General features: G+C 71.6%; 9 protein-coding genes. 4 read left to right on the top strand and 5 right to left on the bottom strand.

Annotation, left to right across the window (positions count from 1 at the left end; translation table 11 throughout):
- The first annotated feature begins 8 nt into the window (after positions 1 to 8).
- Positions 9 to 2,768, top strand: coding sequence for a right-handed parallel beta-helix repeat-containing protein (locus ACZ303_RS11345; RefSeq protein WP_467337540.1), 2,760 nt, complete (start codon positions 9 to 11; stop codon positions 2,766 to 2,768).
- Positions 2,769 to 2,844: 76 nt separating this feature from the next.
- Here ACZ303_RS11345 and ACZ303_RS11340 read toward each other — a convergent pair whose 3' ends face one another.
- Positions 2,845 to 3,927, bottom strand: a complete 1,083-nt coding sequence (locus ACZ303_RS11340; protein ID WP_467337538.1) for a ricin-type beta-trefoil lectin domain protein — start codon at positions 3,925 to 3,927, stop codon at positions 2,845 to 2,847.
- A 234-nt stretch (positions 3,928 to 4,161) separates the two neighbouring features.
- A complete protein-coding gene (locus tag ACZ303_RS11335) occupies positions 4,162 to 5,133 on the bottom strand; it encodes a hypothetical protein (RefSeq protein WP_467337536.1) in 972 nt (323 codons plus the stop codon).
- A 189-nt stretch (positions 5,134 to 5,322) separates the two neighbouring features.
- Between ACZ303_RS11335 and ACZ303_RS11330 the strand changes: the two genes are divergently transcribed.
- From ACZ303_RS11330 to ACZ303_RS11320, 3 genes are all read left to right on the top strand, one after another.
- On the top strand, positions 5,323 to 6,414 hold the full coding sequence (locus ACZ303_RS11330; RefSeq protein ID WP_467337534.1) for an alpha/beta hydrolase: 1,092 nt from the start codon (positions 5,323 to 5,325) through the stop codon (positions 6,412 to 6,414).
- A 32-nt stretch (positions 6,415 to 6,446) separates the two neighbouring features.
- Positions 6,447 to 7,283, top strand: coding sequence for a hypothetical protein (locus tag ACZ303_RS11325; RefSeq protein WP_467337532.1), 837 nt, complete (start codon positions 6,447 to 6,449; stop codon positions 7,281 to 7,283).
- A 75-nt stretch (positions 7,284 to 7,358) separates the two neighbouring features.
- The gene (locus tag ACZ303_RS11320) at positions 7,359 to 8,498 is read left to right on the top strand and encodes a trypsin-like serine peptidase (RefSeq protein WP_467337530.1); all 1,140 of its coding nucleotides are present in this window, start codon (positions 7,359 to 7,361) and stop codon (positions 8,496 to 8,498) included.
- 104 nt (positions 8,499 to 8,602) lie between these two features.
- Here the strand turns inward: ACZ303_RS11320 and ACZ303_RS11315 are convergent, their stop codons facing one another.
- The 3 genes from ACZ303_RS11315 to wecB all read right to left on the bottom strand — a co-directional run bounded on the left by ACZ303_RS11315 (position 8,603) and on the right by wecB (position 13,412).
- Entirely contained in the window at positions 8,603 to 9,679 is a 1,077-nt protein-coding gene (locus ACZ303_RS11315) for an NHL domain-containing protein (protein ID WP_467337528.1), read from the bottom strand.
- Between the two features lie 80 nt (positions 9,680 to 9,759).
- The gene (locus ACZ303_RS11310; protein WP_467337525.1) at positions 9,760 to 12,066 is read right to left on the bottom strand and encodes an NHL repeat-containing protein; all 2,307 of its coding nucleotides are present in this window, start codon (positions 12,064 to 12,066) and stop codon (positions 9,760 to 9,762) included.
- 176 nt (positions 12,067 to 12,242) lie between these two features.
- Entirely contained in the window at positions 12,243 to 13,412 is a 1,170-nt protein-coding gene (gene wecB / locus ACZ303_RS11305) for a non-hydrolyzing UDP-N-acetylglucosamine 2-epimerase (protein WP_467337523.1), read from the bottom strand.
- Positions 13,413 to 14,130 lie beyond the last annotated feature (718 nt).

Genomic DNA, 14,130 nt, shown 5'->3' with positions numbered 1-14,130 from the left:
GAGCCCCAGTGACCGCCCCCGCCCAGCCTCCCCCCGCCCACCGGGCGGTGGGCACCGGCACACCCGCCGCCCACCCCACCCTCGCCACCGCCCTGGCCGCGGCCGCCGAGGGGGACGTCATCGACATCGCACCCGGGGTCCACCGGGAGGCGGTGCGGATCGTCCGCAGCGTCACCCTCCGCGCCCTCGGCGCGGACGGCCCGGAACGGCCCGGTGCCGTGGTCCTGGCCGCCCCCGGCGACGGGCGGCCCGCCCTCGAAGTGGCCGCGGGCGCACGGGTGGTGATCGAGGGGATCGTGGTCGAGGGAGCGGCCGCCGACCGGCCCGCCGTGGTGCTCGGCGGCGGGCGCACGGAGTGGTCCGGCGGCGGGATCGGCACCGGGCGGCTGGAGGCGCACGGGGACGCCGAACTCGCCATGACGGGAGCCGTCCTGAGCGGTGCCGCCCTCGCCGGGGTGGTGCTGCGCACCAGCGGGCCCGTCACCATGACCGACTGCCGGCTGCGCGGGACCGACGGCACCGGGCTGGTCGCGGGCGGGACGACCCGCGTCGAACTGCTCCGTACCGACGTCCGGGACACCACCGGTTCGGCGATCCGGGTACGGGAGAACGCCAGGGTCACCCTGCACGACTCGCTGATCGACGGCGCGGGACGGAGCGGGCTGCTCGTCGAGGACCAGGGATCCGCCCTGCTCACCGACTGCCGGATCCGGGCGTGCGCCACGGACGCCGTACGGGTCCTCGGCAGCTCCTCCGCACCCGACGCGGAGACGGCGGATCCACGGCAGGCCGACGGCGGGGTACGGCTGCACGGCTGCGAGCTCTCCGGCAGCGGCGCGGACGCCGTGCGGGTCAGCGGCCGCGGCGAGGTGGCCCTCACCTTCTGCACCCTGCGCGACAGCGGCGGTTCCGGCGTCAGCGCCGGGGACGACACCCGGATCCGTATCGCCGGCACCCGGATCGTGCGCACCGCCGCCGCGGCCGTGGCCGTCCACGGCTCCGCCAGGCTCACCGCCCACGAGACCGTGATCCGCGAATCGGCGGCCAACGGCCTGGTCGCCACCGGCAACGCCGTCGTACGCCTGGCCGACAGCGCCGTGGACGAGTGCGCCTTCAGCCCCGTCCACGCGGGCGGCGGCGCCGAGGTACGGCTGAGCGGTCTGCGGATCGCGCGAACCCCCGAACACGGCGCCCACCTCGTCGCGGACGCCCGGGCCGTGGTCGAGGACAGCTGGATCACCGACTGCGGGATGTCCGGAGTGGACCTCGCCGATTCCGTCCGTGCCGAACTGCGCGGAGTCTCCGTGCACCGCGCGCGCAACGGCGTGACCGCCGCCACCCGTGGCCGGGCCCGGCTGTACGACTGCGAGATCGCCGACAGCGAGCGCGCCGCCGCCGTCCTCGGCCCCGGCGACCAGGAGATCACCGGCGGCCGACTGCTGCGGGCGGGCACCGCGGGCCTCGTGGTCGAAGCCGGCGCCGCACCTCACATCACCGGCCTGGAGATCCGCGACGCCGCCGGATCCGGGGTGGTGGTCGCCGGCGGCGCCGAGCCGCGGCTGAGCGGGGTGCGGGTGCTGCGCCCGGGGAAGAACGGGCTGATCGTCGACTCGGGCGGCGGCGGGACCTTCGAGGACTGCGAGATCGTCGCGCCCGGCTACCCGGCCGTCCATCTCGCCGCGTCCGCCGCCCCGGTGCTCCGGCGCGTCCGCGTCCAGGACGCCGCCGAGGACCTGAGCGCCGAACCGGACGCCGAACCGGTGGTGGAGGAATGCGTCTCCGTCCGGGTCGAGTCGTCGCGGTGGCCCCGGCCATCCGGCGCGCCGGACCGCAGGAAGCCCCTGCGCGCGGGGGAAGCGCCCGGGTCCGACACCACGGCGGACACCGACGGCGACGAGGAGCCGGAGGAGAGCCTGGAGGACCTCCTCGGCGAACTCGACCAGCTGATCGGGCTCGGCCAGGTCAAACAGGACGTCGCCTCGCTGGTGAAGCTGATGCGGATGGTCCAGCGCCGGGAGGCGGCCGGACTGGTCGCCCCGCCGCTCAGCCGCCATCTGGTCTTCGCCGGGAACCCCGGCACCGGCAAGACCACCGTCGCCCGCCTCTACGGCCGTATCCTCGCCGCCGTCGGACTGCTGGAACGCGGCCACCTCGTCGAGGCCGACCGCTCCTCCCTGGTCGGCGAGTACGTCGGGCACACCGGCCCGAAGACCCAGCGGGTCTTCCAGGAGGCCATGGGCGGGGTGCTCTTCATCGACGAGGCGTACTCACTGGCCCCCGCCGGGGGCGGCGGTGGCAACGACTTCGCGCAGGAGGCCGTCGCCACTCTGGTGAAGCTGATGGAGGACCACCGCGACTCCGTGGTGGTGATCGTGGCGGGCTACCCCGACGAGATGGAGCACTTCATCGACTCCAACCCCGGTCTCGCCTCCCGCTTCAACCGCACCCTGCTCTTCGAGGACTACGACAACGCGGAACTGCTCCGGATCGTCGAGCAGCACGCCGCCTCCCACCAGTACGAGCTCACCGAGGGCGCGCGGGCCGCGCTCGACGTCTACTTCTCCCACGTCCCCCGGGACAGCAGGTTCGGCAACGGCCGCTCCGCCCGGCAGACCTTCCAGGCCATGACGGAACGGCAGGCGTACCGCGTCGCCGAGATCGAGACGCCGTCGCAAGCGGAGCTCATCACCCTCTCCGGCCCGGACGTGCCGGAACCGATCGGGACGCCCGCCGCTGCGGCGGGGGCGGCGCCGGCCGGGGTGGCGTAGCGCGGCGCGGAACACGGCGGGCGGTGGCCCGGGGGTTCGATTCCCCCGGCCACCGCCCGCCCCGTGCGCGACCGGCTCAGCCGATCTGCCACTTCTGCTTCTTGGCACCGTCGCAGCCGTGCAGCTGGAGACCCAGCCCCTTGGAGCCCCGGTCCACGGCCTCGACGCACTTGCCGGACTTGGCGTTCACCAGCGACCCGTCCCGCTGGATCGAGAAGCGCTGGGCGGCGTTGTCGTTGCATTTGGCTATCTGGACGGCCGTCCCGTCCGACGTCCCGCCCCGCTGCGGGTTCAGGCACAGCCTCTCCTGATAGAGCGTCCACACTTCGCCGTCCGGCCGGAACTCGAACCGCTGGCGCGGCGACCCGGAGCAGTCGTCGAGCCGCAGCGCCGCCCCGTCCGTGACCTTGCCGCCGACGATGTCCACGCAGCGGTTCGCGGCGAAGCCCATGACCGGGCCCTTGATCTTGCCGTCGTCGCGCTTCGGGGGGCGCGGGATCTCCGGCTCGGCCGGCTTGGCGATGGACTTCTTCGGGGGAGTCTGCTCCTTCGGCTTCTCCGCACCGCCACCGCCGCCACCACCGGAGGTCGACGACCCGGACGGCTTCTGACCGCCGCCGGAACTCCCGGAACTCCCGGAACCGCCGGATCCGGAACCCGATCCGGATCCGGATCCGCTGGAACCTGATCCGCCGGAGTCCGATCCCGACCCGCCGGAGCCGTGGGAACCGCCGGAACCCGAGCCGGACCCGGACCCGGACGAGCCGGACGGCTGTCCCGAGCCACCCCCGGCCCCACCCGCGCCGCCGCTCCCGGTCCCCGCCGGCTTCGTCCCCTCGGTGTTCTTCTCCCCGCCCTTCGGCTTGCCGGCCGCCGTGGGGCCGGCGGACCCGGGCTTCCCCGGCGCCTCGGCGGCCGCGGCCTTCTTCGTGGAGTCCGAGTCGAAGGCGAGCCGGCTCATCAGCGGAGGGGTCACCAGGACCAGACCCGTCACCGCCGCGGCGGAGGCGAGGGTGGTCCACACCCGCCGGCCCGGAAGCATGCCGCGCCGGGGCTTGGACGGGTGTCTGGCGAAGGCTGTCGAGAATCCGTCCCGAAGACCCGAGTCCTCGGCCGGCTCGGCCGGTCCGGACGGCCGGTTCGTGCGCTTGGGGGGCACATCATCTCCCGTGTGGGTGCGAAAGCGGTGGCGGCGGCGTGATGGCCGGCCCGTCCGCGCGGCACCGCGCCCCGGGACCGTGCATCACCCGGTCCGTAGGAGGCGATTTCGCCGCCGGGGGATCCATTTCCCTCGAAGCGGTCCGAAAGATGTGCTGTTGTCGGGATCCGGAACGGGCGCCCTCCGCACCGGCCATGACGTGGCGTCACGGGCGGCCGCCGCCTCGGGTGGTCCTCAGAGCCAGCCGCGTCGTGCCGCCTGGACCCCGGCCTGGAAACGGGTGGTGGCGCCCAGTCCGGTCAGGAGGGTGGAGACGCGGCGCACGACGGTGCGGCGGCCCAGCCCCAGGTGTCTGGCGATCGCGTCGTCGGTGGCGCCGCTGGCCATGAGCGTGAGGATCTGCCGGTCCCGGGCGTCGATCTGCGTGCCGATGCCCGCCGCCGATACCGGGACGGCGAGCCGCCACAGCGACTCGAAGACGTTGGACAGCGCCCGGAACAGGCTGGACGGGCGTATCAGCAGGGAGACGACACCGGGGTGGTCGTCCGCGGCGAGGGTGACCACCGCCAGGTCGTCGTCGGCGATGGCGAGCTTCAGGGGCGGATCGTCCAGGGTCCGCGCCTGTTCCCCGGCCTCGATCATGCGCGCCATATTGGGCCACGCGATGGGGTCGTCGAACGCGGAGCCGTGATAGATGGCGCGGTAGACGACCCCGGCGGCCATGCGCTCCCGTTGCAGCGCTTCCTGTTCGAGGTAGTGGTCGGACGTTCCGGAGTACGGCGGCACGTCGATGACCCGGATCTGATGGCGCGCGCACTGCTGAAGCTGCCGACTGACCGTCAGGATGCGCGCGGCGTCCTCGACGACTTCCAGCGCGCCGTAGTGACCGGCGTCCCTCCTGGCGAAACGGTAGAGCCGTTCCAGTTCCGTCCCGGCCTGACGCAGGGTCGTCCGTACGACGGCATCGCGCTGGAGCAGCGCCTCGACGACCTGTGTGGGCGGCAACGCCTCCCAGGGCGCCTCCTCGGCGTCGGGGTCCGTCGTCACGACGATGTCCTCGGCGGCGAGTTCCTTCAGCACCGCCCGGACGACGGTCTCGCTCAGTCCGGCCCGGGCCGCCAACCGGCCGACGGACTCACGGGGATGCCCGACCAAAGACCGGTAGACCCGTCCGCGGTCGGACTCCGGGTCCAACACGTCGTGCACGACACCCCCCAGCCGAACCTGAGCCGGCCCACCCGGCGACGGCAGCCTACTGCCGGGGTGGCGCACATGCGCCAGTGGCCCAAGTGCGCCACCCGTCCCGTATGGCATCACGCGGAGTGATGCGATGAGATTTTCCGTGACCGGCCGAACCACCCGCCCCATGGCCTCCAGCCCACCCGAGGACACCTGATGAGATCAGTCCTGCCCGCCCGGCTCCTGCGCGCGAAGGCGGCGGTCGCCGCCGTGGCCGCCGCCCTCCTCCTGGGCATACCCGCCGCACACGCCGAGCCGTCGGGCCCGCGCCCGCCGAAGATGGCCGACGGCTTCGGCCTGACCCAGACCGGCGCCACCACCGGCTCCGCCACCGACTTCGTGGTCACCGTGAACACGCCCGAGGTCGCCGGCGAACACCGCATCAGGATCCTGCTGCCCCGCGACTACATGGACAACCCCGGGAAGCGCTACCCGGTCCTGTACTTCCTGCACGGCGCGTCCGACGACCCGGGCAACCCGGGCGTGGCCTACCCCGCCCTCGCCGCGGCCCAGTCGATGATCACGGTCATCCCGGACGGCGGCCGGAGAGGCTGGTACACCAACTGGCTCGACCAGGACACCGCCGCCGGCGCGCAGAACTGGGAGAACTTCCACATCAACCAGGTGATCCCGTTCATCGACGCCAACCTGCGCACCGACGCGACCAAGAAGAAGCGGGCCGTAGCCGGTCTCTCGATGGGCGGCTTCGGCTCCCTGCACTACGCCCAGCGGCACCCCGACCTCTTCAGCCAGGTCGCCACGCTCTCCGGGGCCAACGAGCTCTCGATGAACCACGCCGTCATGCGCGCGGCCGTCGTGGCCACGCTGACCAACGTCGGCGCCCCGCTCTGCGGCAGTTCCAAGCCCACGTGCGGCCTCGACTTCGGGCCCACGGTGTCCAGCGACGCGATCTTCGGCACGCCGTATCCGATCCTCGGCGCCGACTGGCGCTGGAACGAGGCGGACCCGGCCTCGCACATGGACGTCCTGGCCCGCGCCGGCATGGGCGTCACGATCTACACCGGCAACGGCGGCGGCAACCCCGCCGAGCCGGAATTCTGGGTCCAGTCGGCCTCCCGGCACGCCAAGGAGAGCCTGGACGAGCTCGGATACCCGTCCCACTACGTGGACTACGGCGACGGATCCGGCTGGGGCGACAGTTGCGGCGGCGGCCACTCCAGCGGCTGCTGGGCGCAGGACCTCGTGGACTTCGTCCCGCGCCTCGAAGCGGCATTCGCATCCGCCTGACACCGCGCCCCACGACAGACTGGATTCCGCACATGATCAAGCGACTGTGCACGCTCCTGCTGAGCCTGACGGTCATCTGGACCCTGGGGGCCGGTGCCGCCCAGGCCGAGCAGGGCAAGCGTGTCCACAACGGGATGCAGATCATCTTCAGCCCGTCGATGCCCGACGCCTTCTGCACGATCGGCGCGGTGGGAACGGACAAGTACCGCCACAAAATAGCCATTACGGCAGGCCACTGTCTCAACGACCCCGCATACGCGGACCGTGAGATCCCTGACGACGTCGGGCCCGTCTACGACCGGGCGGACACCGGTGCCGGCCCGATCGGACACGTGCGCTACTTCAAGGACCCCGAGGGTTCGCAGACGGGTCACGTGACCAAGGACTACATGGTCATCGAGCTGGTCCCGCAGGTGACGCTCTCCTCACAGGGGCCGTACCTGAAGCAGACGGGCATGGTGAAGGTCCCCGGCGGCACCGCCAGCCCGAACGCCCCCAAGCCCGCGCTCGACAACGAGCGACTGCTCGCCCCCGGCGACAACGAGCTCATCACGTCGGGTCAGACGGGCGTGTGGTACGGGACGATCATGGAGAACACCGACGGCGTCTATCGATCGGCGGCCGTGAACATGCGGGGCGACTCGGGCGGGCCGGCGATCCAGCACGTAACCGGGACCGACCTCCCCTCCCAGGGCAACGGCTTCCAGGCCGAGGGCCCTTGGGCCGGCATCACCAAGGGGATCACCCTGGCACTGCCGCCCTTCCTCTACACCAGCTCGGCGAACATCCTCGCCGACCTGCGCGCCCGGGACGCCGCCGCGCCCGCCGGCGTCTTCGGCGCGGGCTTCGAGGTGACCACCAACCCGTAAGGCCGGGCCGCGAACGCCGACGTTCGACGACCCACCGGATCCGCCTCCACGCATGCCCCCAAGGAGGGGAGAGCTTTGCCCATCGGAATGCTGTCGAGAGCACTGCCGAGAACGCTGACGAGACGCGCGACGACCACCGTGCTCGGCCTGCTCGCGCTGGTGGCCGCCCTGCTCACCGCGGCGCCCCCGGCACGGGCCGATGTCCCCGCGTTCGAGCTCAGCCCGCTGGTCCCGGCCGGTGCCGACCATCAGCAGCGACTCAGGGCCGAGGTGGAGTACTGGACCCTCGCCAAGATGTCCGACGCCGGTCTCAACAACGAGGGCCAGGACGCGACTCCGCCCCCCGGGGGCTGGGACGACCTCAGCAAGCCGTGGCCGCGGAAGCACGGGCTGGTCTCGCGCACCGCCGGCAAGATCTTCATGGAGTACACGGACGTGGAGACCGGCGCCGTCTCCACGTCCTCGTGCTCCGGCAACGTGGTGAACAGCGCCAACCGGAGCGTCGTGCTGACCGCCGCCCACTGCCTGCGCATCCACACCCCGCTCAATGTGGGCTTCGGGAACGTCGTCGCCACCAACATGGTCTTCATACCGGGGTTCAACGGGGCGAACCTGCCCCACAACTCCTCCAGCACGGCCCTTCCCGGCAAGGACATCGCCCCGTACGGGGTCTGGGGAGTGACCCGTCAGTGGATCACCAACACCTGGAGCCAGAGCGCCGACTGGCTGCTGGGGCGTGACATGGCCGCGGTCATGGTGGCCAACCCCGACGACCCGCGCCCGATCGGCGAGGTCACCGGCGGCCAGGAGGTCGGCTTCGGCCGGCCGCAGAACCAGACCAACCACATCTTCGGCTACCCGACCATCAACGAACGCAACTACTACCGCCCCGGCAACGTGCCCGCGAAACTCCAGCGGACCTTCGACGGCCGGAGCCTCATGGTCACCCAGGGCACCACCCGGAACGACCCGGTCTACTACAACGACGTGATGGCCGGCGCGCAGTCGCCCGGTTGCAGCGGCGGTGCCCTGCTGCAGAACTTCGACCCCGCCACCGGTGCGGGCGTCCAGGTCGGGGTCTTCTCCCGCTACGACGACCCCGCCCAGATCATCGGCATCCTCGGCTGGGTGCAGGGCCCCAACATGAGCTCCACCCACTTCGGCGAGGAGGAACAGGCCGTCTACAACGCCGCCCAGTCGGCGAGCCTGGCCTAGCCCCACCGGCGCCGTCCCGCCGACACGACCTCTGCGGGACGGCGCACGGCCGGGCCCTGACCGCTGCCCTTGGCGGGAGCGGGAGCGGAAACCGGACGGAGCCGTCACGCGCGCCGCGAGGCTCCGCCGCTCACCTTCCGTATCCGGTGGTTGCCGAAGTCGCCGATGTACAGTCCGCCGGTGTCATCGACCGCGATGCCCAGGGGCTGATCGAGCTGCGCCAGGGCGGCCGGGCCGCCGTCGCCGCCGTAGCCCTTGGCTCCGCCACCGGCCACCGTGACGATGGTCCCGTCCGTACCGACCCTCCGCACCCGCTCATTGCCGTAATCGGAGAGGTAGAGGTTGCCCGCGTCGTCGAGCACCACGCATTGCGGGAGATGGAGGGCGGCCGAGGTGGCGGGTCCACCGTCGCCGCCGAAGCCGATGGTGCCGTCGCCGGCGAACGTGGTGATGATCCCGTCCGCCCCCACCTTCCGCACCCGGTGGTTGTACCGGTCCGCGATGTAGAGGGTGCCGTCGCCGGCGACCACCACGGCGTGCGGAAAGTTCAGCGAGGCAGCGGTGGCGGGACCTCCGTCGCCACGGAAACCGTCGGAGCCGTCGCCGGCGACCGTGGTGATGACGCCGTCCGGACCCACCTTCCGCACCCGGTGGTTGTAGTCGTCGGCGATGTAGAGGGTGCCGCTGCCGTCGACCACCATGGCGTGGGGGAAGTTCAGCGAGGCATCGGTGGCGGGGCCGCCGTCGCCGCCGAAACCGGCGGTGCCGTCGCCGGCGATCGTGGTGATGATGCCGTCCGGACCCACTTTCCGCACCCGCTGGTTGGAGCGGTCGGCGATGTAGAGATTGCCCCGGCCGTCGAGTGCGACACCGGCGGGATCCCTGAGGGCGGCCGCGACGGCGGGGCCGCCGTCACCGCCGTACCCCTTGGTCCCGTCACCGGCCACGGTGGTGATGACGCCGTCCGGGCCCACCCTGCGCACCCGGTGGTTCTGGTAGTCGGCGATGTAGAGGCAGCCGGCGGCGTCGAGCGCTACGCCGTAGGGGCACCGGAGAGCGGCATCGGTGGCGGGACCGCCGTCACCGCCGAAACCGGCGGTCCCGTTCCCCGCCACCGTGGTGACGGTGCCGCCGAACAGCGATGCCGGAGGCTCCGCGAGGCCGGCCCGCGTTGTTGTCACATCCAATTGAGCACCTCTTCGCTCTGGCACGGCGGGCCTCGTCCGGCCGGTGGACCGGACGAGGCCCGCCGTGGACACGGTCAGAGGACGCGGGCGGCCAGCGGCACGGGTGCGAGGCGGCCGATGGCGGCCTGGCCGTCGGAGGGCTGGGTGCCCGGCCTGGCGTCGGCCAGGGCGCGGATACCGATGGTGTGGATGAGGGCCGTCTTGTCGGTGGTCCCGGTGTTGAGGTGCGGGTTGGAGTGGATCACGAGTGTCCTGCCGTCGTCCTCGAGCCGGGTGTCGAGGTTCCCCGTGACGTAGGGCTTGACGTTGTAGTAGCCGTACGAGGCACCGCCGGTGAAGACGAAGCCGGTGGGTGCGGTGAGGCGTTGCTCGATGGTGCCGGGGTTGACGGGCTGGTTGTTGAGCGAGCGGATCTCCAGGTTGAACTTGGTGGTGCCGCCCGGTGCCGCCGCGGGCACCGTCGCCTGGGTCACGCGCAGCGCGGTCTCGTCCTGGGCGGTGCTGGTGATCTTGCCGGAGATCTGGACGGGTGTGTGCCGACCGATGCTGGCCGAGCCGTTGTCGTACCGGCCGGGCAGGGCGTTGATGCGGGCCTGGACGGGGATCGTGTAGATCACCGAGCCGCTGTCGCTGGTGGTGGTGTTGACGTGCGGGTTGGCGGTGACGATCAGGGTCCGGCCCTCGTCCTCGATCCGGTAGTCGAGATTTCCGGTGACGATGCCGTCGATGGCCTCGTAGTACGCGTACGTGGGCTGTCCGGCGAAGACGAAGGCCGTCGGGGCGGTGAAGCGCTGGACGATGGTGCCGGGGTTGACCGGCTGTCCGGCGGGTGAGAGGTAGCGCATGACGAGGGTGCTCCGCTGGCCCGGCGCGACGTCGGGAACGGTGTCCTGATAGATCGTCAGTGCCGTCTCGTCCGCGACGGGTGCGGGCACGACGACCGTGATCGGCAGGGCGTACGTGTTGTCCTTGAGGTTGAGGTCGCCCCCGTACTGGATCTCCAGCGTGGACTCGTACGTGCCCGGAGGCGTGGTGTCCGGGGCGCTCACCCGGAAGACGCCGTCCAGACTTCCCTGGTACGGGACGAGTTGCTGTCCGGTGAAGGTGCGGGTGAGTCGCCGTCCCGTGGTGCCGGGACCGCCGACCAGGCCGTCCGCCAGGGTGAGCACCACGGTCACGTGCTGGCCGTCGGCCGGGTTCGGTCCGCGGCTCCTGACCCGCGCGCCGAGGTCGAACTCCTGGCTGCGCTGGACCCGGTACGGGCTGACGACCTCTCCGTACAGGTCGGCGGCCGGGGGCAGGGGCGGGGTCATCTGGGCCACGCCCGTGACGCCGCGGATCCGGTGGTTGTAGTGGCAGGCGACGTACAGGTTGCCGGCCCGGTCCAGCGCGATCCCATAGGGGTAGTAGAGGCGTGTGCCCGCGGCGGGTCCACCGTCGTCGACGTAGCCCGCGGTTCCGTTGCCCGCGACGGTGGTGATGATGCCGTCCGACGTGACCTTGCGGATGCGGTGGTTGTGACCGTCGCCGATGTAGAGGCTGCCGGCCTCGTCCAGGGCGACGCCCCATGGGTAGTGGAGCTGGGTACCGAGGGCGGGTCCGCCGTCGGAGACGTATCCGGCGGTTCCGTTGCCGGCGACGGTGGTGATGTTGCCCTGGGGGTTGACCTTGCGGATGCGGTGGTTGTGCCGGTCGGCGATGTACAGATTCCCTTCGGCGTCCACGGCCACCCCCAGGGGGTAGTGGAGCCTGGTGGCGATGGCGGGTCCGCCGTCGGAGACGTATCCGGCGGTTCCGTTGCCGGCGACGGTGGTGATGTTGCCCTGGGGGTTGACCTTGCGGATCCGGTGGTTGCCGTGGTCCGAGATGTACAGGTTTCCGCCGCGGTCCACCGCTACCCCCCAGGGGGAGCTGAGCGGGGTGGCGATGGCGGGTCCGCCGTCGGAGACGTATCCGGCGGTTCCGTTGCCCGCGACGGTCGTGATGATGCCTTTCGGCGTCACCTTCCGGACCCGGTGGTTGGAGGTGTCGGCGATGTAGAGGTTGCCCGCGTCGTCGACCGCCACGGCCCCGGGGTAGTGGAGCCGGGTGGCGACGGCGGGACCGCCGTCGGAGACGTATCCGGCCTGTCCGTCACCCGCGACGGTGGTGATGATGCCGTTCGGTGTCACCTTGCGGATGCGGTGGTTGTGCCGGTCGGCGATGTAGACGTTGCCGTTCTTGTCCACGGCCACGTCGGTGGGGTGGTAAATCCTGGTCAGCGCGCCGGGCCCGCCGTCGGAGACGAATCCGGCCACGCCGTTGCCCGCCACGGTGGCGATGGCGCCTTCGTCCAGGCCCGCGGGCTGGGGGCCGGTTCCGGTGCTGGGTGAGGTTGCCATGAGTTGGTGCTCCTGTTCTCTGGTCGGAGGACTGGGGCGTTCGGGGGTGGAGGGGCTTCCTTGTCGGCCGACGCGGCCTGGCCGACGGCGTACGTGCCGGGTGCGGCTCGGTGGTGACCTGCTCACCGGCCGCCGGCGCGCCGGTGCCCGCGCCGCGCGCGGGGCGTCGACCGTCATCACTCCTCCCCACGGATGTCGGCCGGTCTCGGTGCCAGGCCGAGGAGCCAGCCGCAGGCGGCCGCGCAGCGTCGGGCCGCCCTTCCGTCGCCGTAGGGATTGGGCCGCGGGGACGGACGATCGGGCCGGCCCAATAGCGCGCCCTCGCGAGCGAATTCCTTTTCCGCCGCCGCCACGATCTCCGATCCCCGCGTGCCGACGAGCCGCGCGATACCGGAATGGACCCCTTCGGTTCGCTCGGTGTTGTCGCGGGTCACCAGAACCGGTATGCCGAAGGCGGCCGCCTCCTCCTGAATTCCGCCCGAGTCCGTGATGGCGAACGCGGATCGGGCGAGCAGGCGTGCGAAGGCGTCGTACGGAATGGGGCCCGGCAGATGCACATTGGGGCGGCCGTGCAAGGACTCCTCGATCGTGGTACGGACCAAGGGGTTCATATGTGCCGCCACCACGAAAGTGACTTCCGGGTATTGATGGCTGAGACTCGCCACCGCCCGACCGATGCGCCGGATCGGGGCTCCCCAGTTCTCCCTGCGGTGTGCGGTGATCAGAACCAGTGGAGCGGAATCCTGTTCGATTCGATGCAGGGGTGAATTCCCGGCGGCGGGCGGGCGCCGGCTCGCGGTGACGACCGCGTCGATCACGGTGTTGCCGGTCACCACGATCCGCTCGGCCGCCACCCCCTCGGCGACGAGGTTCCGGCGGGCGGCGTGGGTGGGCGCCAGATGGAGATCGCTCAATTCCGCGATCATCCGGCGGTGGGCCTCCTCGGGGAACGGATTGCGCGGATCGCCGGAGCGCAGCCCCGCCTCCACGTGCACCACGGGGATCGAGGAGTAGAACCCGGCCATGGCTCCGGCCAGGGCCGATGACGTGTCGCCCTGGACGACGACCGCGTGGGCCGCGGACGCGCGCAGCCCCTCGCCCAGCCGGCTCAGCAGCCCGGCCGTCAGCTCGATGACCGAGGCCGCGCCGGGCGGTGCGGTCAACTCGACCTGGGCTCGCAGCCCGAAGCAGGCGAGGGTGTCCCGGACGACCTCACCGTGCTGGCCCGTGGTGACAAGAACCGGCTCCGCCCAGTGCCGCCTGCTCAATTCCTGTACGACCGGGGCGAGTTTGATGGCCTCCGGCCGGGTGCCCACGACAATCGCGACGCGCTGCAGACCCTTCAACGTCCCATGTCCCCCGTCCGTCGCGCGAGAAATCAGGGACGCCTGTGGTGACGGCGGCCCGGAATTGATTGGTGGCGCACAGGAACGACCGCCCGTCGCGTGGCAGTGCAATAAGATCGCGCAAGGGAGCGGAAGTCGAAATGGGTATCCGCCGCCCAAGTCGTGGAGAGCGGCAGGCTGATGAAGTTAACGGCCTGTGCGTACACCGTGCAACGGTCCCAATCCGGCATGGTTGGCCGGATCCGGGCCGTGTTCATAATCACGGGGAGAAAAACCCTTGGTGCGCCTGGGTGTCGGCGAAACCGGATGCAATCGCGTCGGCGCGAAACAGCCTCCCGCCGCCCCTTTCGGGTCGCGGCGGGGTCTGGTCACCGGACGTTTCCTGAGCGAGAGTGGTCGGGCTCTCCCTCCCCTGCGCACAGACGCGCTCAATGCTGCCCGGAGGTGCCGCCGCACTATGTACACGGGATTCACCTGGCCGCTGATGAGCGGAATGGCGGCCACCCGTGTCGGGGGAGGCGCGGCGCCCGGTCGGGGTGCCCTGGTGGCGGCGATCGGTGCCGCGGTGCTGCCCGTGGGTTTTGTCCTGGGGCGGGAGATACAGCGGCGCCTCACGGGAAAGGAATGCCCGGCCTCGACTCCGACCTCGACCCCAACTCCCGCCCCCGTAAGCAGCCCCCACCCCTCCGGCGACCCTGCCCGTACGCCGGCATCAGAG

This window comes from Streptomyces sp. NPDC023527, from assembly GCF_055560115.1.
The sequence above is the reverse complement of the archived record's forward strand: the minus strand, read 5'-3'. Positions and strand labels throughout refer to the sequence as shown.